Raw genomic sequence first — 20,918 nt, forward strand, 5'->3', positions numbered from 1 at the left:
CAGCAGCGTCTCGAAGTACGCCGCCAGGCTCACCGCCGGGTTGTCGTTCTTCAGCGCGTCGGTCCCGGTCCCGCCCTTCAGAACCACCTTGCCGAGCGGCCCGAAGGTCGGGGCTCCGCCGTTGTTCACGAGGCCGAAGGTCACCTGGTCGTTGTCCGCACCGCCGAGGACCGCCACGTCGTACTCCCCGGTCGTGGTGGTCGTGTTGGCGAAGGAAGCGGTGAGGGCGTCCTTCCCGGCCCCGCCGTCGAGTACCGCCCGGAGGGTGCCTTCGAGGAACAGGCCGTCGGGCTTGCTGAGGGCCACGGCCACGGTGTCGTCGCCGGACCCGCCCTTCAGGTTGAGGTCGAGCAACCCGCCCTGGTCGATGCGGATGGCGTTGGCGGCCCCCACCCCGACCCCTTGCGCGACGAACGTGTCGTTGCCGGCCCCGCCGCGGACCGCGATCGATGCGACGCTATTGTTGTCCACCCGGAAGGTGGTGCCGTCGTAGTCCAGGCCCGCGGTGAAGGTGTCGTTGCCGCCGCCGAGGTACACGTTGGCGAGCAGGGCCGAGGCCACCGAGCCGTCGCCGACGTCGTCGTGCAGGTTCAGGGCCACGGTGTCCGCCCCGGTCCCGGTCGCCACGCTGACCGTCGCGGTGGCCCGGTCGAACTTGCCGACCCCGTTCAGCTCGACGGTCACCGCGTTCGAGCCGTCGCCCAGGTCCGCGTCCACGTCCACCGAAGCGGCCTGGTCGATGTTGCCGAACGCGACCTTGCCGGTGTCGTTGCCGGCCCGGAGGTCGTACCGCACGGCGGCGACAGAGGCGCTGACCTGGCCGACGGTGACGGCCGCGGTGTCCGCCCCGGTCCCGGCGGTCACGTCCACCTCCAGCAGCGAGCCGGCGGAGAAGTTCTTGTTCGCGGCGTCGAGGGTGAAGGCGTTGTTGCCGGCCCCCAGGCCGACGTGCAGGGTGCGGCTCCCGCCCGAGACGTTGTTCTGGAGCGTATAGGTAAAGGCGTCGTTGCCGGCCGCCAGGCCCACCTCAACGCCGACGCTGTTCCCGGTGTAGTTGTACACCGCCCCGTTCACGTCCTTGGCGTCGGTGAAGTCGCCGTCGCCGTTCGCGTCGATCGACACGGTGAGGGCGGTGCTGCCGTTGTCGCCGACCGTGACGATGTTCTTGGCGCTGTCGCCGACGATGCGGACGTCGTCGGCCGCACCGTCGCCGTCGAGGTCGGTATGCGTGACGACGACGGCCGGCACGACGCGGGCCTGGAGGCACTCGAGACCGAGGCGGGTGCGGACGGTGTTGCGGGGAGGCGCCATGTCGAACTCCGGTCGGGGTTGTGGGTGCCGGCGGTTCCGGGCCACTCGCCCGCACCGCCTCATGCCCACCCACACGCCCGCCGCCCGGAGTTGTGACCGGCCGAGAACGAAAATCGCCCGCGGCCGGGGCCGCGGGCGATTCGGGGTTCCATCAGCCACCCGCGTGTCACCGGTTGAACAGGAACTCGCGGCTGTTGGTGAGCACCCAGAGGAGGTCTTGCAGCCCCTCGCGGTCCGACGGGGCCGACTTCACCCACCCCTCGGCCTTCTTCGCCTCGTCGGCGGTCGGCGGCCGGGACCACGTCGCCAGGTACAGCTCCTCGACCGCCTTCGGCAGCGGCGCGTTCTCGGCGAGCAGCTTCTCGACGCGGCCGGTCTTGTCGGCGATCTTCGCGTTGAGCGTGGTGCCGTTGAGCAGGTGCATCGCCTGCGCGATGTTCGGCACCCCGGTCCGCTCGCACTCGCACAGCACCTGCCGCGGCGGGCGGCCGAACGTGTCCATGAGGTACGACTTCACCTCGCTGTCGGGCAGTTGGATCGCCCGCGTGCCGAGCGGCAGCCCGGCGTACTTCTCGCGCGTCCCGGTCGCGAAGTCCACCGCGTCCGCGAGTTGCTCGGCGCTGAGCCGGCGCACCGTGCGGTGCGTGAAGTGCGTGTTCGCGGTGTCGATCTTGTTCCCATCGGTGGGCGTCGCCGAGAGCTGGTACGCCCGGCTGTTGAAGATCGTCCGCAGCAGGTGCTTCACGTCGAACTTCGCTTTCACGAGGTCGTCGGCGAGCGCGTCGAGCAGTTCCGGGTTCGTGGCGGGGTTGGTGGCGCGCATGTCGTCGAGCGGTTCGACGAGCCCGCGGCCCATCGTGTACCCCCAGAACCGGTTCGCGAGGTTCCGGGCGAACATCCTGTTGTCCGGGGCGGTGAGCCAGTCGGCGAGCCGCTTGCGGCGGTCGAACTCGTCGTCCCACGACAGCTTCGGGTCGGCGTCGAGCGGGAGCGGCTTCACGACCCCGCGCTTGCGGGGGTGCGTGGCCTCGCCGGTCGGCCGGATGAAGACGACCGTCTCCGCCCCGAACAGGCCGAACTCCTGGCTGTTCTTCGTGCCGATCCGGGTGAAGAACGCGGTCAGCCCGTAGTAGTCGTCCTGGCTCCACTTCTCGAACGGGTGGTGGTGGCACTTTGCGCACCCGATGCGGATGCCGAGGAACAGTTGGGCGGTCGTCTCGGCCCACTCGTCGGCCCCGCGGCCGATGCGGAAGTAGTTCGCCGGGCCGTCGAGGAACGTGCTCCCCTCGGCGGTCACCACGTCGCGGACGAACGCGTCCGCGGGGGTGTTGTCGCGGACCTGAGCCCGCACCCAGTTGTGGAAGCTCCACATCCCCTTTTCTTGCAGCGCGGTGCGGTTGATCCGCAACAGGTCGCCCCACTTCAGCGCCCACCAGTCGGTGAACTCGCCGCGGTCCAGCACCGTGTCGATCGCCTTCGTTCGCTTCTTCGGGTCATTGTCCGCCAGGAACGCACGCACTTCGTCGGGGGTCGGGAGCGTGCCGATCGCGTCGAGGCACAGGCGGCGGAGGAAGTCGTCGTCGTCGCACAGGGGCGACGGCGTCAGCCCGAGGTCCTTCCACTTCGCGAGCAACTTCTGGTCGATGAAGTTGTTCGCTGGCACGTCGGGGTACTTCTCGATCCTCGCGAACGGGAGCGTCACCTGCGCGACCTCGGCCTGCCCGCCGAACCGGATCATGACGTGCGTCTCGCCGGCCTTCTTCGCGGTGACCAACCCGGCCGCCGTGACCGCCGCGACCGAGTCGTTGAGCGCGTCGAACTGTGCGGTCGCGGTCACGTCCTCGCGGCGGCCGTCGGTCCACACGGCGGTGACGGCGAGTTGCTGCTGCTCGCCCGGCACCATCACCCGCTTCGGCGGGAACACCTCCAGCTTGGCGACCTCGGCGTCCCTCTTCGCGTCGGGGCCGGGCGCGCCGTCTTCGAGCCACTGCCGCAGGCGGGCGTAGTCGCGGCCGTTGTGCTTGAGCTTCTCGCCGCCGCCGTGCTCCATCACGAGCGCCGGCTTGGCCAGCACGATGCTCCGCTCGGGGTCGCTGACGACGACGCGGCGGCCCTCGTTGCTCTTCACGATCTGGTCGTGGTCGAACGCCGGGTCGAACCCGAACAGCGACAACCGGAACCCGCCGCGGCCCAGCGCCGCGCCGTGGCACCCGCCGGAGTTGCACCCGTTCTTCGTCAGGATCGGGACCACCTCGGTCGCGAAACTCACCGGCGCATCCGCGGCCCCCTTCGCGACGGTCACCGGTACCGACGCCTTCGCTCCGGCGGCCTCGACCGTGAAGGTGGTGGTGCCGTCGCCGGCCGAACGGGCGACGCCGCGGTCCGCGACCGCGACCTTCGCGTCGGCGCTGCGGAACTTGGCGTCGCGGGTGAGGTCGAACGTGCGGCCGTCGGCCCAGACGCCGAGGACGACGAGCCGCTGCTCGTCCCGCGGCCCCGAGAGCTTCACCGCGGCCGGGTGGACGACGAGTTCCTTGGGCGCACCGGCGGGCGGCTTCGCCGGCGCGATCGGGTCGTCGGCGAGCGCCGGGGCGACGAGGCCGGCGATTGCGACGCACGCGGAGAGGAGGCGGGGGAGCATGGGGAACCCCTGGCGGGCCGGGCGGGGAGCCCGGGTGCGGAGTCCGACGGGTGACGGGTCGTCGGCGGCGGGTAACCAGATCGTCCCGAACGCGGCCCCGGATGTCAAGCAGATCGGGGGAGCGGTTACGCGGCGGGCTCGTAGATCGGCCGGTCCGGATGGTCGACCGAGACGACCCGCACGGTCGCGCCGGGGATCGTGCGGACGAGCGCGAACAGCGCGTCGGCGACCCGCTTGCACGTCTCGACGGCCCCGACCGGGTCGCTCGGGCCGACGCTCACGACCGCCCGCCCGCCGGCGACCCCGGACCGCTCGCCGTGGACCCGCAGGCCCGGGCGGCCGAGGAGTTCCTCGCACTCGCTCAACTTGCCGACGAGCCCCCGCAGCGTGACGAGCAGGCGGCCGCCGTCCTCGCCGCCCGAGAGCGGCGCGCCGACCTCAGCGCGAACGGGCTCGGTCTGGAATGCCCCGCCCTCCGCACCCGCGGCCGGGCCGACCGGTTCCATCGTGACACTCGCGCGGATCGCGGGAGGGCCGACACGGGGCAGTTTCCGCTGGCGGTCTTGCGCGTGGTTCATCGGTTCCCTCACGAAACTTGCTCCCCTCGCATCACGCTGACGCGGACCGGTGGGTACGGAACGGGAATTTCGGCGTGCGGGTCGTGCAACGACGCGTGGTTGCAGAACACCAGCAACTCGTACGCGCCCGGTCCCGGGAACGCGAGCCCGTGGAGGTCGAGGACGACTTCCTGGGGCACGGCGCGGTGGGTGGTGCCCGGGAACACGACCTCGACTGGCGGCTTCGAGCGGTACACGACGCTACCGCCCTCGGACCGAACCTCGGTCGTGACGTAGAACGCCCCGACGCCGTCCGACAACTGGAGGTACAGCGCCAGCGTCGGCGGGATGTACGGGCCGACCGCATCGTCGGGCAACGTGACCGTATGCACGGGCACGTTCAACCCGAACGGGTTGCCGTCGCGATCGTAGATGACCTCCTCGCACAGCACGGCGAGGCGGAGCGTCGGGACCACGCGGGCGACCATCGGGCGAACCTCCACCGTCCACACACCCCCATCGTACCCGCCGCGCGCCGCGGCCTCAACGGTCCGTACAATCCCCGGATGCACACCACGATCTTTGCGCTACTGGCGATGGGGGCCGGTGCGTGCATCGCGATGCAGGCGTCGGCCAACGGGAAGTTCCGCCAGAACCTCGGCGACCACCCGCAGTTCGCACTCTGGGCCATGTTCTTCTCGATCCTCGGCACCATCCTGACCGCCGCGGCCGTGATGCTCGTCGTCCGGCCGCCGCTGCCCAGCGCCGAGGCGCTCCGCGGGACGCAGTGGTGGAACTGGATCGGCGGGCCGCTCGGGGCGCTCATCGTCCTGGCCGGGGCGGCGCTCGCCCGCGAACTCGGCGCGGCGCTGTTCATCGCGCTGGTCGTCGGCGGGCAGCTCCTGTGCTCGCTGCTCCTCGACCACTTCGCCCTGCTCGGGCTCCAGGAGCAGCCGGTCACCGCCGGGCGGGTGCTCGGCGCGGTGCTCGTGGTGGGCGGTGTTGTGTGCATCAAGTACCTGTGAGGGCGTGCGTTCTTCCGGTTGCCCCCGCCGCGGTGCGTACACTAGATTGTTGGTAATCGTCCCGCCCGTTGCTCGGGGGTCCGGCCGTGTCAGCCTCTCTGCTGGTCGAGATGTTCGAGAAGTTGCCCGAACTGCGACCGGGCGACGACGAGGACCTGTGGGCCGCCGGGGTCCACGACGCCATGGGCGCCTTCCGGGCGTCCGTCCGCACCCGGTACACCGAGGGGACGCTCCAGCGGGTGCTGGCCTCGGCCGACGTGAAGGCCCGCCGCGCCGCGGCCCTGGCCCTGGGGTTCGTCGGGACGATGGACTCGAACCCGGTCCTGGCCGCGGCCCTGGCCGACCGCGACGTGCTGGTGCAGAAGTTCTCGGCCGACGCGCTCTGGGAGGTGTGGTTCCGGGCGGGCACCCCCGACCAGAACTGGCGGCTCCGCGGGGCCGCCCGAAACCCGGACGCGGCCACGGCCCGCGCCGAACTCGACGCCCTGGCCCGCGAGGCCCCAGCGTTCGCCGAGGTATTCAACCAGCGCGCGATCTGGTACTTCAAGCGGGGCGAGTTCGCGCGGGCCGTCGAGGACTGCGAGGCGACCCTGCGGCTGAACCCGTTCCACTTCGGCGCGGCCGCCGGCCTGGGCCAGTGCCTCGCGAAGCTCGGCAAGCCCCGCGGCGCGATCCGCGCGTTCCGCACGGCGCTCGACATCAACCCGGTCCTCGAGCACCTCCACGACACGATCCGGCAGCTCGAACGCACCCTCGACCGCAGCGGCGAGTGACCCTTCTTCCGTCGAGCCACGGGGCCTGCCCCCGTGGCGTTTGTCGCGCGGAGCCCCCACGGGGGGAAGCCCCGTGGCTCGAAAGCCCAAGAGCGCCGTGATTCGATCGATTGCACGCGCCCCACTTCCCCGGTTCGAACTCCCCACGCTGCTTGACCGTACCTCCGGTGGCACCTAGCGTGTCTGAATTGTCGATCGTGACTGACTCAACGAGGTCGTCGTGAAGCTGTCCGCGCCACCGCCGCCGCCGCCGGAACCGAACGACCCCGGGTCGCCCGCCCCCGACCTGTCGGTCCCGGGGGGCGAAACCCCGCCCGCCCCCGAGCCGCCCGCGGCCCCCGTCGATAAAGTCGCGACGTGGCCCGCCTGGTTCGCCGGGGCCGACTTCACCCTCGCCGTGTTCACCGTCGTCCTCGCGTTCCTGGCCGCCTCGTTCGTCGCGCGGAACTCGGACCTGTTCCTCCACGTCGCCGCCGGCCAGCGGCTCCTCGCCGGCACCTACGCCCCCGGCACCGACCCGTTCAGCTACACCGCCGCCGACCGCCCGTGGGTCAACCACAGCATACTCTTCGACCTCGGGTGCGCGCTGCTGTACTCGGGGAACGGCGGCCTTCTCGTGGCCGTGAAGGCGGCGTTCGCCGCGGCCGCGTTCGGCCTCGTCGTCGCGATCCGCCGGCCCGCGTTCCCGCTGTGGCCGTGGGCCGCGGTCGCCGCGGTCGGCGTCGTCGCGGCGGCGCCGTACCTGCACCTGCGGCCCACCGTCGGGTCGCTGTTCCTCCTCGCGGTGACGCTGCTGCTCCTGTTCCGCCTGCCGCACCGGGCCGGGTCGTGGCGGTTCCCCGCCGCGATCGCCGCGACGTTCTGGCTGTGGGCGAACGTGGACGAGTGGTTCTTCATCGGCCCGGCGGCGCTCGCGCTCGTGCTGGTCGGCGAGTTGGTCCAGCGCCGCGGCCGCGCCGCCCCGGGGCCGGACGGCGAGCCCGGGGAGCCGCTCGCGGTGCAGCCCGACGTGCCGACGCTGGCGAAGGCCCTCGCCGCCGGCGTCCTCGCGTGCATGCTGAACCCGCACCACGTCCGGGTCTGGCAGCTCCCGTTCGAGCTGACCGGGGCGCGGGATCTGGCCGCCGACCTGCGGTTCAAGCAACTGCTGCTCACGCCGTTCGACTCGTTCTACACGAACAACGCGGGGCTCGGGTACAACCACAACGGCCTCTGCTTCGCGCTGCTGTTCGTCGGCGGCGGCACGGCGCTGGGCCTCGCCGGGGGCCGGGTGCGGATCGCGCACGTCGCGCTGTGGGTCGGGTTCGCGCTGCTCGCGCTGGGGACCGTGTACGCGATCCCGTTCCTGGCCCTGGTCGCGGTCCCGATCGTCGCCGGCCAACTGAACGCGGTGTCGGCGCGGGCCACGCTCTCGACGTGGGGCAACCCGCGGACACGGTTCCTGCTGCTCGGCTCGGGCGGCGGGCGGGTCGTGTCGCTGCTGGGCGTGCTGGTCGCGTGCGTGCTGGCGGTCCCGGGGTGGGTCCACCCGCCGGCGATCAACCCGGCCTACGCCCGCCGCGTGGCGTGGGCCGTCGAGCCCGAGGCGTCGATGGTGAGGGGCGCCGAGCAGCTCAACGCGTGGCGGGCCGCGGGGCACCTGCCGCCCGAGGCGCACGGGTTCGGCACGTCGCTGGAGTTCGCCAACTACTGCGCGCTGTTCGCCCCGGACGAGAAGGTGTACGCCAACGGGCGGTACAACCACCACCGCCCGGAGTACGGCGACTTCCTGACGGTTCGCGTCGGGCTCGGGCTAGTCGCCACCGACGAGAAGCCCAGTCCCAAGGCGCTGACCGACGCGCTCGCGCGGCACAACTCCGAGTACGTCGTGGTCCACTCCGGGCCGGGCGACTCGGCCGGGATGCGGCGGGCCGCGGCCAACGCCGCCGACGTGATGTGGCGGACCCCGGACGACTGGTCGGCGTGGTACCTCGACGGGCGGACCACGATCTCGGGCTGGCGCGCGGCTCCCGGGGCCAGGCGGCCGACGTTCGCGGCGCTGCGAGTCAACCCCGTGGTCCAGGCGTTCGGCCCGGGGGTCGAGCGGCTCCCGCAGGGCTCGGTGCAACCGGTCCCGCCCCCGGCCGGGTGGGAGGACGCCTTCGTGCGCGCACCCGGGTTCCCGCCCGCCGGTGCGGACGAGGCGAGCGCGTGGCTCCGGTACAAGTACGCCGTGCAGGGCCACGCGCTCCCGCGGCTCGGGGCCGTGGACCGCGCGGCCGCCCTGGCGCTCCGGGTGGGCGTGCTGGTCCCGCGGATCGGCGTGCCCGACGAGCTCCCGCTGTCCGCACCGCTGCTGGCGCTGCGGGCCGCCCGGCGGGCCGTCGCCGCGGACCCGAACCACCCGGACGGGTACTACGCTCTCGCGCAGGCGCTGGGCGACCCCGACCTGCCACTGTCCGACGCGGACCGCACGCTCGGCCGGCTGACCGCGTTCCGCCAGTGCCTGGAGCGCCTGCCGCCGCCGGAGGAGTTCAGGCCGGGGGTGTACACCGCGTCGCCCACCGAGGTCGCCGTGAACCTCGCGTTCCTGTACCTGGGCCGCCGCCAGGAGTACGGCGTCCTCAACCTCGGCGTGGCACTCGGGAACCTCCCGGCGTTCCGCGTCCTCACCGAGATGGGCGCGACCGGAGCCGTGGTGGAGCCGGCCCGGGGCCGGTTCGCCCGCGTCCCGGCGGTCTCCCAGCAGGGGGCCGCGCCGCCGCCGTACTACCTGCTCCCGCTCGACGTGGCCCGGGAAACGTTCCAGCGGGCCGAGCGGTACGCGCAGGTCGAGATCGCCGAGCCGAAGTCGCGTGAGGACCTCCTGACCGCGATCCGCGGCGAGTTGAAGACGTTCGAGTCGGAACTGGCGCGCGGCAGCAACGCCTTCGAGACCCGGCGGGCCGGGAAGAAGCTGCCCGAGCAGGTGGTCCAGGCACTCCAGTTCAACCTGACCGGCGAGGCGCTCAAGCTCCTCGGCGGGCTGAACGACCCGGAACTCTCCAAGGAGTTCGGCGAGGCCAAGTTCCAGTTCCGGCTGATCCGCGCGGCCCTCGAACTGGCGCTGGGCCGGCTGGAGGACGCGGCCGCGGATCTGGAGCAGGCCGGGAGCGACACGGCCGACGAGAAGGCCCGCAACGCCCCCGGAATCGCGGAGTGGTTCCGCTGGCTCGTGTACCACCGGTTCGTGTACGAGGGGGCGTACGCCGAGGCCGGGCAGGTGCTCGCGGCGCTCGACGGGCCGGGCTCGCGGCCCGACCAGGCGAAGCCGATCCGGGACCGGTTCGACCCGAAGTTCTTCGTCGCCGCCGGGCGGAAGGTCGAGATGTGGGGCGAGACCGCCCCGCTCACGGCGCTCCTCGCCCCCACGCCGTTCGACCTCATGGCGCGCGTGCTGGGGCCGAGTGCGGCGCTCAACGGGTTCGACAGCGCGCTGGGGTACGTCCCGCTGCGGAACGACCTCGCGGGCCGGGTCGCCCGCGACGCCGACTTCTTCTACCAGCGCGGCGTGCTGTTCCTGTTCGAGGGCGACGTCGCCGCGGCCCGGCGCCAGTTCCTGCTGACCCGCATCCCGGGCACCCCCGAGTGGGGGCTGACCGACTACCGCCACGCGAGGGCCGAGGCGTACCTCCGCCTGATCGAAGAGGCCGACAAGGCCGCGCCCCGGAAGTGAGGACCGTACCCGTGCCCGACACCTGGACCGTTGCGGGGGTGCAGATGGACTGCGCCCTCGGCGGCACCGCCGCCAACGCGGCCGCGATCGCCCGCAAGCTGAACGAGGCCGCCGACCGCGGCGCGCGGCTCGTGGTGTTCCCCGAGTGCGCGCTGTCGGGGTACGGGTTCGCGAGCCGGGCCGACGCGCTCCGGGCCGCGGAGCCGCTCCCCGGACCGGCAACGGACCTCATCGCGAAGGAGTGCGCCCGCCGCGGCGTGTGGGCCGTGTTCGGCCTGCTCGAGGCCGCGCCGAACGGCAAGCTCTACAACGCCGCCGCGCTGGTCGGCCCGTCGGGGTTCGTCGCGGGCTACCGCAAGGCGCACCTCCCGTGCCTCGGGGCCGACCGGTTCACCGACCCGGGCGACCGGCCGTTCGCGGTCCACGACCTCGGCGGGCTGAAGCTCGGGATGTGCATCTGCTTCGACGGCAGCTTCCCCGAGACGGCCCGGGTGCTGACGCTCCTCGGGGCCGACCTGATCGTGCTGCCGACCAACTGGGCCACGAACGCCCGCAAGATGGCCGAGCTGGTGTCGGCGGCGCGGGCCTGGGAGAACCACGTCTACCACCTGGCGGTGAACCGCGTCGGCGACGAGAGCGGGTTCCACTACATCGGGCTGAGCTCGGCGGCCGACTACACCGGCAACGTGCTGCACTTCGCCCGCGAGGACGCCGAGGAGACGTTCACGATCGAGGTGGACCCGGCGGCGGCCCGGCAGAAGCGGGTGGTGACGTGCGCGGGCGAGTACGAGATCGACCGCGTGAACTGGCGGCGGCCGGAGCTGTACGGCCCGCTCGTCGAGAACCCCGGCGCGTTCACCGGGCACTTCAACAAGTGACTGTGTTGGACGCGGTGGCCGAATAGGTCCGCGTGGTTGAAGCCTGGTTCTCGCGTGGTGCCCCTCACCCGCCGCGAAGCGCGGCGGGTGAGGGGCACCACGCGAAGTGATCACCCGACACGCGACCACGTTCCGCCCCCGCTTCTTATCGATCCACGGGGGTCGACGAGCACCCCTCACGTCTCCAGTTCGTCCGGGTCGATCTTGGCGGCGGCCTCGTCGGCGAGTTGATCGAGGGTGCCCTGGACGTGGCTCATCCGCTCCGGCCGCTTGTTGGCGTTGGGCCGCAGGCACTTGTGGATCAGGTCGGCGAGCCCCTCGGGGACGAGCGGGTTGATGCTCCGCACCGGCTTGAGCGTCTTCTTGAACTGCTCCGAGGTCATCGGCAGCGCGTCCTCGGCCGGCCCCCAACTCGGCGGCAGTTGGAGCGTGGTGAGGCGGTACATGGTCGCGCCGAGGTTGTAGATGTCGGTCCGCTCGTTCACCATCTTGTGCTGGACCGTCTCCGGGGCGATGTACTCGGGGGTCCCCTGGATGCGGTCCTTGGGCTCGCCCTTGATCCACGCGAGCCCGTAGTCGAGCACCTTCACCCGGGTGCCCCGCTCGTAGATCAGGTTGTTGGGCTTCATGTCGCCGTGGTACACGCCCTGCTTGTGCATGTGCATGAGCCCGTCGGCGATCCGCTCGAACACGCGGAGCAACTTCGCCATCCGCAGGAGCGGCACCTTGTCCATCGTCCGCCCGGGGACGTACTCGATCAGGAGCTTCGCCTTCTTGGGCCGGGAGAACCACCCGCCGCCCTCGGTCTCGAAGCAGTAGACCTTCACGAGGTTGGGGTGGTCGAGGAGCCCGGCGACGCGGAACTCGTGCCGCGCCTGGTCGAGGTACTTGAGGTCGTCCGGGTCCTCGATGGGGACCAGCTTGAGAGCGTACTCCTTGAGATCGTCGGCCCGGCGGATGTGTAAAATGCTGCTGTGGGCCCCGCTCCCGAGGGTGTCGAGGACGGTGAATTTTCCGATCGCCGTGGCCGTCATTGGTAGCACCCGACGGATGAGAAGAACCAGGCGAGTACCAATGTTACCGCACGGACGGCGGGCCGGCAAACCCGTGGCGGCCCCGGTGCGCCCGAGCGACCGACCGAGTGACCCATGAACCCAACGAGTCCGCCCGCCCCCGACGAACGCACGAAGGACTTCGGCCGCGAGGTGTTCGCGCGGGTGGACCGCCAGGGGGCGGTCCTGTTCAGCCGCTCGTGGCTCGAAGACAAACTGATGGGCCTGGGCATGCACGACCCGACCCTGAAGGTGCAACTGTTCCGGTTCGTGGACACGCTCCCTTACTTGAAGGACTCGGGCGAGGTGGTGCGGCACCTCAGCGAGTACCTCGGCGAGGCGCGGCACGAGCTGCCGTGGTGGGCCAACCTCGGCACCCGGCTCATCCCGACGGGGGGCATGCTCGGCGGCGCCCTCGCGTGGGCGGCCCGGAGCAACGCCGAGCGGATGGCCCGCAAGTTCATCGCCGGATCGAACGTGGCCGAGGCCGTAGCCGCCGTTCACGCGATGCGGACCCGTGGGCTCGCGTTCACCATCGACCTGCTCGGCGAGGCGACCATCACCGAGGCCGAGGCCGACCACGTCCAGAAGCAGTACCTCGACCTGCTCGCCGGCCTCACCCGCGAGGTCAACGCCTGGCCCGAAGAGCCGGTGATCGACCGCGACGACCGCGGGCCGATGCCGCGGGTGAACGTGTCGGTGAAGCTGTCGGCGCTGTTCAGCCAGTTCGACCCGATCGACCCCGAGGGCACCACGCGGGCCGTGTGCCGCCGGCTGCGGCCGATCCTCGCCCTGGCGAAGCGGACCGGCGCGTTCGTCAACTTCGACATGGAGCAGCACAGCTTCAAGGACACGACGCTCCACGTCTTCAAGACGGTCTTGACCGAGCCCGAGTTCCGGGACTGGCCGCACGTCGGCATCGCGATCCAGGCGTACCTCACCGACACCGAGACCGACCTGCACTCGCTGCTCGCCTGGGCCAAGACCGAGCGCAAGTGCCCCGTGTGGGTGCGGCTGGTGAAAGGCGCGTACTGGGACTACGAGACGGTGATCGCGGCGCAGAACGGCTGGCCGGTGCCGGTGTTCACCAAGAAGTGGCAGTCCGACGCGAACTTCGAGAAGCTTAGCGAGTTCCTGCTGGCGAACGTCGACTGGCTCGTGCCCGCGTTCGGCTCGCACAACATCCGCAGCATCTCGCACGCGATGGCGACGGCCGAGCGGCTCAAGGTGCCCCAACGGCGGTTCGAGTTCCAGATGCTGTACGGCATGGCCGACCCGATCAAGGAGGCGATCCAGTCACTCGGCTACCGGGTCCGCATCTACACGCCCTACGGCCAACTGCTGCCGGGGATGGCGTACCTCGTGCGGCGGCTGCTGGAGAACTCGTCGAACGACTCGTTCCTGCGCCAGGGCTTCGCGGAAGGCCTATCGGAAGAGGTGCTGCTCCGCGACCCCGCGTCGAATGCGGAACGCGGAATTCGGAATGCGGAATCGAAAACCCAGACCGGGGCGAACGACATGGCAGCGGCGACGCACGCGACGAACGGCACGGCGGGTTCGCACTCCGCACTCCGCACTCCGCACTCCGCGTTCAAGAACGAGCCCCTCTCCGACTTCTCGGTCGCGGCGAACCGCTCGGCGATGGCCGCGGCGCTGGCGCAGGTCCGCACCGAACTCGGCCGCACGTACCCCGTCGTCGTCGACAACAAGCCGCTGCCCGCGGCGAAGACGCTCGATAGCGTGAACCCGTCGCGGACGGCGGAACTCGTCGGCAAGGTCGCGGCGGCGACCGTCGAGCAGGCGAACGCGGCCGTCGCGTCGTGCCTCAAGGCGTTCGACTCGTGGCGCGACGTGCCCGTGAGCGACCGTGCAGCACTGCTGCGCCGCGTGGCCGACCAGTTCCGTGCGCGGCGGTTCGAGCTGGCGGCGTGGATCGTGCTGGAGACCGGCAAGCCGTGGCGCGAGTCCGACGCGGACGTCGCCGAGGCGATCGACTTCTGCGTGTACTACGCGGCCGAGATGGAGCGGCTCGCGGCCCCGCAGCACCGCGACGTGCCCGGCGAGGACAACCGGTACTTCTACGACGCCCGCGGAGTGGCCGTGGTCATCGCTCCGTGGAACTTCCCGCTCGCGATCCTCACCGGCATGGCCACGGCCGCACTCGTTGCAGGCAACACAGTGATCCTGAAGCCGGCCGAGCAGTCGGGCGTGATCGGCGCGAAGTTGATGGAGTGCTTCCAGGCCGCGGGCGCGCCGCCGGGCGTGGTGAACTTCGTCCCCGGCGTCGGCGAGGAGATCGGGCCGGTTCTCGTGCAGCACCCCGACGTCGCGCTGATCGCGTTCACCGGCTCGCTGAAGGTCGCGCTCGCGATCAACGAGCAGGCCGCGATGACCCCGGGCGGTCAGGCCTTCGTGAAGAAGGTGATCGCCGAGATGGGCGGCAAGAACGCGGTGATCGTGGACGCCGACGCGGACCTCGACGAGGCCGTGAAGGGCGTGGTCGATTCGGCGTTCGGGTACGGCGGGCAGAAGTGCTCGGCCGGGTCGCGGGCCATCGTGCTGAGCGGCATCTACGACCAATTCCTGGGCCGCCTCGTGGAAGCGACCAAGAGCCTGACCGTGAGCGCCGCCGACGAGCCCGGGTGCTCGCTCGGCCCGGTGATCGACGCCGAGAGCCGCGACCGCATCCTCAAGACGATCGAGAGCGGCAAGAAGGAGGCGCGGCTCGTCCACCAGACCGACGTCGGGCCGCTCGCGTCGCAGGGGCACTTCGTCGGGCCGGCGATCTTCGCCGACGTGCCCGAGAACGCCGGCCTCGCGCAAGAAGAGATCTTCGGACCGGTGCTGTCGGTGATCCGCGCGAAGGACCTCGACGACGCCATCCGCATTGCCAACGGCACGAAGTACGCCTTGACGGGCGGGGTGTTCAGCCGCTCCCCGACGCACCTCGAACAGGTGAAGCGGCGGTTCCGGGTGGGGAACCTGTACATCAACCGCAAGTGTACCGGGGCGCTGGTGGACCGCCAGCCGTTCGGCGGGTTCAAGCTGAGCGGGATCGGCTCGAAGGCCGGCGGCCCGGACTACTTGTTGCAGTTCCTGCTGCCCCGCACCGTGACCGAGAACCAGATGCGCCGGGGCTTCGCCCCCGAGAGCGGCACCGGGGAGTGACAGTGTCGTCACTCCGCAAGTACCCGAACGACGTCTCCGAACTGTGACTGAAGCAGTTCAACGACACCCTCCTCGAACTGGAAACCACCGCTGATCGTAATGCTCGTCGGTCGAGTTCCCACAGCCGGCGAGCAAAGGGCAGCAGCTTCTGCACGCGTCAAACGCGCGCCACTCAGCTTCAAAGTCCGGACGTGGCGCACGTGCGGAATCCACGGGCCGATCGTGTGCTCCATGATTTCCAAATTGATGATCGGAGCAGCGGCGAACGCTTGGGCGGGGTCCGGATTGTGAGGCGGACCTGCCATATCTGAGGTGACCAGGAGCGCCTCGACAAACCCCCGGCTCCAGGACTTACCCCACACCCAGCCCATATGCGTGGGCAACTCGGCTGCCCACTGCCTCTTGTGTCGCCCGAGCAACGAATCAGCTCGCGCTATTGCCTTCGGGTCCGGCTCACCTGGTGCGATTGCAATTTGCACGCGGATGAACTCGGCGCGTTCGGACTCGCCGTTCTCGTCGAGCCAGTCGGCGAAGACGAGCCGCGGGGTGTCGTCGTCGGGGCTCTCGCACACCGCCCGCAGGAGCATCTCGCGCTCGGTCATCGCCGCAACCCCGGTTGAGGACCGCCAGTCGTCCGTGGTACAAGATCGTCGAGGAGGCACACGCATGTCAACCGCTCCGGCCACAACGCCGCCCGCCGCCACGCGCCCGCGGCACTACCTCGCGCGGGCCGCGTTCCGCAAGTTCACGCTCGCCGAGTACCACAAGATGATTGCGCAGGGCGTGCTCCAGGACGGCGAACCCTACGAACTCCTCGAAGGTAACCTGGTACTCAAAATGTCACGCGGCTCGCCCCACGATTCCGCTCTCCAGGCGCTCTTCAAGCGATTGCTCCGCCTCGTCCCGCCCGGGTGGGACGCTCGGGGCCAGTCGGCGATCACGCTCCCGACCGGGAGCGAACCGGAACCGGACGTGGCTCTGGTTCGCGGCGACGAGAACACCTTCCGCAAGCGGCACCCCGGACCGGGCGAGATCGGGGTGGTGGTGGAAGTCTCGGACAGCTCGCTGCTCGTGGACCGCGACGACAAGGGGAGCATCTACGCCGAGAACGGCATCCCCGTGTACTGGGTCGTGAACGTGCCGGACCGCGTGATCGAGGTGTACACGCAACCGGTCGGATCAGGCACCGCAGCGGCCTACGCCCAGCGGACCGACTACGCCGCCGGCGCGCTCGTTCCGTTCGTGCTTGATGGTGCCACCGTCGGCTCCGTGGCCGTCAGCGACGTGTTCGGGTGAAGTGCGGCAAGTGCGGCCGTCATTTCCGATGATTTTCTGCTCGAATCGTGCCCGGTTCACGGGCGGCCGTGTGGAAACCGCGGGCACGACCTGCTATACTTCCTCTGTTAGTTGTCGGAATGGGCCGGATTCATGGCTTCCTCTCCCGGAAGCGACTGGTTGATGCCCAAAATCGAGCATGTCGAGCCGCCCCTACCCGAAATCGTAGGCACGGCCGCGGCCATGCAGGACGTTTATCGATTGGTGCGGCTCGCCGCGCCACGGTCAGCGAACGTCCTGCTGATTGGCGAAACCGGCACCGGCAAAGAAATCATCGCCAAGGCGGTCCACCGCCTCAGCCGCCGCTCGGACGGGCCGTTCATCCGCGTCAACTGTGGCGCGCTGCACGAGAACCTGCTCGAAAGCGAACTGTTCGGCCACATCAAGGGCGCGTTCACCGGGGCCGTCGAGAACAAGACCGGCCGGTTCGAGGCGGCCCACGGCGGCAGCATCTTCCTCGACGAGATCAACAGCACGTCGCCGAAGCTCCAGGTGAAGCTCCTGCGGGTACTCCAGGAGCGCGAGTTCGAACGCGTCGGCGAGAGCCGTACGATCCGCGTCGACGTGCGCGTCATCGCGGCAACGAACGCCTCGCTTGAGGACCTGATCGGCTCCGGCGACTTCCGCGAGGACCTCTACTACCGGCTCAACGTCATCCCGATCGTGCTGCCGCCACTGCGGGAGCGCCGCGAGGACATCGCGCTGCTAGCGCAGTACTTCCTCCGCCGGTACAGCGAGCAGCACAAGTGCATCGTCCCCGAACTGACGCCCGCGGTGGTCGAGGGTCTGAAGGCGCACGAGTGGCCCGGGAACGTCCGCGAGTTGGAGAACGCGCTGGAGCGGCTCATCGTGCTAGCCGACGGCGGCCCGATCACGCCCGACCTGCTCCGGTTCACCAAGCCCCGGTACGCGCTCCGGTCGTCCAAGGGCCAGGGAGCCGCGGCCGTCGGCACCGACGTGCCGTCGCTGATCCGGGCGCTGGTGAAGGCCGGGATGCACGCCCCGCGGCCCGAGGGGCTGAAGCTCCACCCGTTCCTCGTGGACGGTCTGGAGCGGGCGCTCATCGAGGAGGTGATGCGGGAGTGCGGGCGGACCCAGGTGAAGGCCGCCGACCGGCTCGGCATCAACCGCAACACGCTGCACAAGAAGTGGGAGCAGTACAAGGTCGATGATGCCGCGTCGGCGTCGTCGGCCGCCCCGCCCGCCGAAGACCCGCCGACGACCGAGGCCGTCGCGAGCTAATGGGGGCCGCCGCGTGTTCCCGGTGACGCTGAACCTCGCCGGCCGGCTCGCGGTCGTGGTCGGCGGCGGGGCCGTCGGGTCGCGGAAGGCCGCCGCGGCGCGTGCCGCCGGTGCGGCCGTGCGAATCGTGGACCCCGTCGGGGCCGCTTCCGGAACGGCTCAACTCATCTCCGAACCGTACCGCCCCGATCACCTCACCGGCGCGTTCCTGGTCTTCGCGTGTGCCACGCCAACGGTTAACGCTCGTGTCGTGGCCGACGCCCACTCGCGCGGCATCCTCGTGAACTCGGCGTCCGACCCGTCCGCCGGCGACTTCACGTTGCCGTCGGTCGTGCGCTCCGGCGACCTGACGCTTGCAATCGGCACTGGCGGTGCGGCCCCTTCCCTCGCCCGCCGCATCCGCGAAAAGCTCGAAGGCGAGTTCGACGCCGCGTTCGCCGACTGGCTCTGCGTGCTGGCCGAAGTGCGCATCGTGGTGTTCGCCGAAGTTCCCGACGCCGACCGCCGCCGCGAACTCCTCGACGCCTTCGCCGACTGGCCGTGGCTCGCCCGCCTGCGCGCCGAAGGTGCCGAGGCCGTGAAGGCCGCGATGCTGGCGGAGGTATCCGGAGGGACCATGCCGTAGGGCCGGCAGTGCCGGCCACCGATCACTCACGTGAACAGCGTCTTCGTTCTCAGGGATCAGTCGTCGTCGGGCGAGGCCGGTTGTGAGGGGTCCGGCACCAACGTGCGGAGGAGATCGGCCTGTGTCCTCCGCTCAGTCGGCTCATCTTCCGCCCACCCAAGGAGATCGTCGCTGATCGAGCCCGCCACTCCGGCACTGTCCTGGTAATCAAAGGCTTGTACCAGGCGACCGTACCCCATTTGTCGACTCAACCGCCCCCGCTCCTCCTCGTCCTCAGTCTTGTCAAAGCGGCGCGCCAATTTGTCGAGAGCACGGGATGCATCGCCAAGCACGTCATCAATGTCGTGGGAGCCGACCCTCTCGGCGTGCATGACCACTCGACGGAAGGCATCGCCAGGGAGTGTGTCCCAAACCCGACGGCAGCACGCGATTGCAAACTGCCACAGTTCATCTCCGTACCCTCGGCGGCTCAGCCAACCAATCATCGCCGCAGGGTCCGAGGACGATTGCCACTCCGAGTCAGTCATTTCAGCACCTACCCGTCAGCTAACCGACTCCAGTAGCCCCTGCATTTCGCCCTGTGCGTGGGAGTCGCCGACGCGGCGGGCCACGTCCACGCCCTGCCGCAGCACGTCGCACGCTTCCGTGATGCGGTCGAGCCGGACCAGCGCCTGGCCGGCTTGCAGGTACGCCGGGACGTAGGGCGTCGCCGCCGCAGTGCGCGCGATCAGGTCGCGGAGCACCTCGACGCACGCCCCGTCGTCGCCGGAGCTGGCGTGCTCCATCGCGAGGCCGTACCGCAGGAAGGCGTCGTCCGGGTCGTCGGCCAGCATCGCCTCGATCTGCTCCATCCGTGCGGTTCGTGCCATGTGCTCGGGTGCTTTCAACGGGGGTGGGGCGAAACCGGTTAGTTCGGCTCAAGTCGGTCCGGCACCGTCACGCTACGCCGGCCGCGCCCCCGCGACAACCGGCCGCACGACCGGCACACCCCGCACACCCGCCCGAGACGGACAACCGCGCCACCCGGCCCCACGGGCGCGGTCCGCACAGGTGTGCGTGATCTGGGCACGATGTGCGAAACCGTGGCACGGCCCCGTGCAGGGGACTCCGCCGGGGGGTCGATTTCATGGGCATCCGGTAAGGATTCCGCCGCTGGCACGGGGGCCACATGCGATCGGTCACGCTCACCACTCTGCTCCGCGCGGCACACCGCCGCATGGTCGTCCCGGCCGGCCTCGCGGCCGCCGTCGCCCTCGCGACCTTCACCCCCGCCTTCCAGACGCCGGCGACCAGCGTCGCGGCCGCGGACCGCGAGATCACCCCCGGCAAGCGGAAGGACCAGGTCGTCGACGTGTACGAGAAGGTGAAGGCCGGGGTGGTGAACATCCACAGCGAGCGGACCATCACCACCCCGGGCGACGACCCGTTCACCCGCCAGCCGGTGCAACCGCAGCGGGTCAACGGCATGGGGACCGGCATCGTCCTCGACCCCCGCGGGTATGTGCTCACCAACTTCCACGTCGTGGACGACGTCCACTCGCTCCGGGTCCGGCTGCACGACGGGTCCGGGTACACCGCCCGGGTGCTGACGACCGACAAGGAGGCCGACCTCGCGATCATCAAGATCGACCCGGCCCGGCCTTTGCCCACGGTGCCGTTCGGCACGTCGTCGGACCTGATGGTCGGCGAGTCGGTCATCGCCATCGGGAACGCATACGGGTACGAGCACTCGATCACCGACGGCCGCGTGTCGTTCAAGGGCCGCGACGTCACGCTCAACAAGGACATGGGCTACAAGGGGCTGATCCAGACGTCGGCCCCGATCAACCCGGGGAACTCGGGCGGCCCGCTCCTGAACATCATGGGCGAGGTGGTCGGGGTCAACGTCGCGATCCGCGCCGGGGCCCAGAACATCGGCTTCGCCCTGCCCGCCGACTACGTCATCGGCCGGGCCGCGGACCTGATCGGCAAGCGCCGCGGCGGCCCGCGGCACGGCATCGTCGCCCGCGACACGGTGACCCGCGAGACCGTCGAGAGCCCGACGCGGCGGTCGCTCGTGGTCGATAGCGTCGAGCCGAGTTCCCCGGCCGACGCCGCGGGGGTGAAGCCCGGCGACGTGATCGAGCAGATCGACGACATTACCGTCGTCACCTCGATCGACCTCGAACGCGGCCTGATCGACAAGGGGGCCGGCGCGAAGGTGCCGCTCAAGGTGACCCGCGACAAGACCTCGGTGGCGCTGGAGCTGAGCTTCGTCGGGGTGGCCGCCCGCCCCACCCTGGTGACCGCCGCCGGTGACCTCGCCTGGAAGCGGCTCGGGGTGAAGCTCCAGCCGGTGGCCGCCGACGCGGTCGCCAAGGCGAACCCGCAGCTCCACGGCGGGCTGCTCGTCACCGACGTGGCGGCCGGCAGCATCGGGGCCGCGTCCGGCATCCAGAAGGGCGACATCCTCGTCGGCCTGCACACCTGGGAGACGCTGAACCTCGACAACGTGACGTTCGTGCTGAACCACAAGGACTTCGCGACGTTCCAGCCGCTCAAGTTCTACCTCGCCCGCGACGGCAAGCTCCGCGACGGGTGGATCACCGGCTCACCGTGACCCGCACCACGACTCTCC

Annotated in this window: 17 protein-coding genes; 9 read left to right on the top strand and 8 right to left on the bottom strand. The window is 70.5% G+C overall.

Translation table 11 applies throughout. From position 1 onward, the window contains the following. The 4 genes from ACTIGN_RS31850 to ACTIGN_RS31865 all read right to left on the bottom strand — a co-directional run. Positions 1-1,311: hypothetical protein (locus ACTIGN_RS31850; RefSeq protein ID WP_439631572.1), on the bottom strand; the 1,311-nt coding region annotated here is incomplete at its 3' end. Positions 1,312-1,477: 166 nt separating this feature from the next. Continuing rightward, positions 1,478-3,952: a DUF1549 domain-containing protein gene (locus tag ACTIGN_RS31855; RefSeq protein ID WP_439631574.1), complete on the bottom strand. Its 2,475-nt coding sequence runs from the start codon at positions 3,950-3,952 to the stop codon at positions 1,478-1,480. Positions 3,953-4,077: 125 nt separating this feature from the next. Further along, positions 4,078-4,530 (bottom strand): hypothetical protein, encoded by a 453-nt coding sequence (locus tag ACTIGN_RS31860; RefSeq protein ID WP_439631576.1) that lies wholly within the window; start codon positions 4,528-4,530, stop codon positions 4,078-4,080. Between the two features lie 8 nt (positions 4,531-4,538). After that, positions 4,539-4,997, bottom strand: coding sequence for a hypothetical protein (locus ACTIGN_RS31865; protein ID WP_439631578.1), 459 nt, complete (start codon positions 4,995-4,997; stop codon positions 4,539-4,541). A 78-nt stretch (positions 4,998-5,075) separates the two neighbouring features. Here ACTIGN_RS31865 and ACTIGN_RS31870 point away from each other — a divergent pair, with 78 nt between their 5' ends. The 4 genes from ACTIGN_RS31870 to ACTIGN_RS31885 all read left to right on the top strand — a co-directional run bounded on the left by ACTIGN_RS31870 (position 5,076) and on the right by ACTIGN_RS31885 (position 10,879). After that, the gene (locus ACTIGN_RS31870; RefSeq protein WP_439631579.1) at positions 5,076-5,534 is read left to right on the top strand and encodes a DMT family transporter; all 459 of its coding nucleotides are present in this window, start codon (positions 5,076-5,078) and stop codon (positions 5,532-5,534) included. Between the two features lie 86 nt (positions 5,535-5,620). Next, entirely contained in the window at positions 5,621-6,307 is a 687-nt protein-coding gene (locus ACTIGN_RS31875) for a tetratricopeptide repeat protein (protein WP_439631581.1), read from the top strand. A gap of 220 nt (positions 6,308-6,527) precedes the next feature. Further along, the gene (locus ACTIGN_RS31880) at positions 6,528-10,001 is read left to right on the top strand and encodes a hypothetical protein (RefSeq protein WP_439631583.1); all 3,474 of its coding nucleotides are present in this window, start codon (positions 6,528-6,530) and stop codon (positions 9,999-10,001) included. A gap of 11 nt (positions 10,002-10,012) precedes the next feature. Further along, entirely contained in the window at positions 10,013-10,879 is an 867-nt protein-coding gene (locus ACTIGN_RS31885; protein WP_439631585.1) for a carbon-nitrogen hydrolase family protein, read from the top strand. 176 nt (positions 10,880-11,055) lie between these two features. Here ACTIGN_RS31885 and ACTIGN_RS31890 read toward each other — a convergent pair whose 3' ends face one another. After that, entirely contained in the window at positions 11,056-11,913 is an 858-nt protein-coding gene (locus tag ACTIGN_RS31890; RefSeq protein ID WP_439631587.1) for a serine/threonine protein kinase, read from the bottom strand. A 114-nt stretch (positions 11,914-12,027) separates the two neighbouring features. Between ACTIGN_RS31890 and pruA the strand changes: the two genes are divergently transcribed. Next, positions 12,028-15,099: an L-glutamate gamma-semialdehyde dehydrogenase gene (gene pruA / locus ACTIGN_RS31895; RefSeq protein ID WP_439631589.1), complete on the top strand. Its 3,072-nt coding sequence runs from the start codon at positions 12,028-12,030 to the stop codon at positions 15,097-15,099. 8 nt (positions 15,100-15,107) lie between these two features. Here pruA and ACTIGN_RS31900 read toward each other — a convergent pair whose 3' ends face one another. Next, the gene (locus ACTIGN_RS31900) at positions 15,108-15,701 is read right to left on the bottom strand and encodes a TIGR02996 domain-containing protein (protein WP_439631591.1); all 594 of its coding nucleotides are present in this window, start codon (positions 15,699-15,701) and stop codon (positions 15,108-15,110) included. Between the two features lie 64 nt (positions 15,702-15,765). On the opposite strand from ACTIGN_RS31900, the gene ACTIGN_RS31905 reads away from it, so the two are divergent. The 3 genes from ACTIGN_RS31905 (at position 15,766) to ACTIGN_RS31915 (ending at position 18,301) form a co-directional block, all read left to right on the top strand. Beyond that, positions 15,766-16,395 (top strand): Uma2 family endonuclease, encoded by a 630-nt coding sequence (locus tag ACTIGN_RS31905; RefSeq protein ID WP_439631593.1) that lies wholly within the window; start codon positions 15,766-15,768, stop codon positions 16,393-16,395. A gap of 162 nt (positions 16,396-16,557) precedes the next feature. Continuing rightward, complete coding sequence (locus ACTIGN_RS31910; protein ID WP_439631594.1) at positions 16,558-17,676, top strand: sigma-54 interaction domain-containing protein; 1,119 nt, start codon at positions 16,558-16,560, stop codon at positions 17,674-17,676. Between the two features lie 13 nt (positions 17,677-17,689). Continuing rightward, positions 17,690-18,301, top strand: coding sequence for a precorrin-2 dehydrogenase/sirohydrochlorin ferrochelatase family protein (locus ACTIGN_RS31915; protein ID WP_439631596.1), 612 nt, complete (start codon positions 17,690-17,692; stop codon positions 18,299-18,301). Between the two features lie 56 nt (positions 18,302-18,357). Here ACTIGN_RS31915 and ACTIGN_RS31920 read toward each other — a convergent pair whose 3' ends face one another. Both ACTIGN_RS31920 and ACTIGN_RS31925 read right to left on the bottom strand, forming a co-directional pair. Then, a complete protein-coding gene (locus ACTIGN_RS31920; RefSeq protein ID WP_439631598.1) occupies positions 18,358-18,672 on the bottom strand; it encodes a hypothetical protein in 315 nt (104 codons plus the stop codon). A 171-nt stretch (positions 18,673-18,843) separates the two neighbouring features. Beyond that, positions 18,844-19,170 (bottom strand): hypothetical protein, encoded by a 327-nt coding sequence (locus ACTIGN_RS31925; protein WP_439631600.1) that lies wholly within the window; start codon positions 19,168-19,170, stop codon positions 18,844-18,846. Between the two features lie 299 nt (positions 19,171-19,469). Between ACTIGN_RS31925 and ACTIGN_RS31930 the strand changes: the two genes are divergently transcribed. Continuing rightward, the gene (locus ACTIGN_RS31930; protein ID WP_439631601.1) at positions 19,470-20,900 is read left to right on the top strand and encodes a trypsin-like peptidase domain-containing protein; all 1,431 of its coding nucleotides are present in this window, start codon (positions 19,470-19,472) and stop codon (positions 20,898-20,900) included. The last annotated feature ends 18 nt before the right edge of the window (positions 20,901-20,918 follow it).

The sequence above is a fragment of the Gemmata sp. genome (assembly GCF_051859125.1).
Classification (GTDB): Bacteria; Planctomycetota; Planctomycetia; order Gemmatales; family Gemmataceae; genus Gemmata.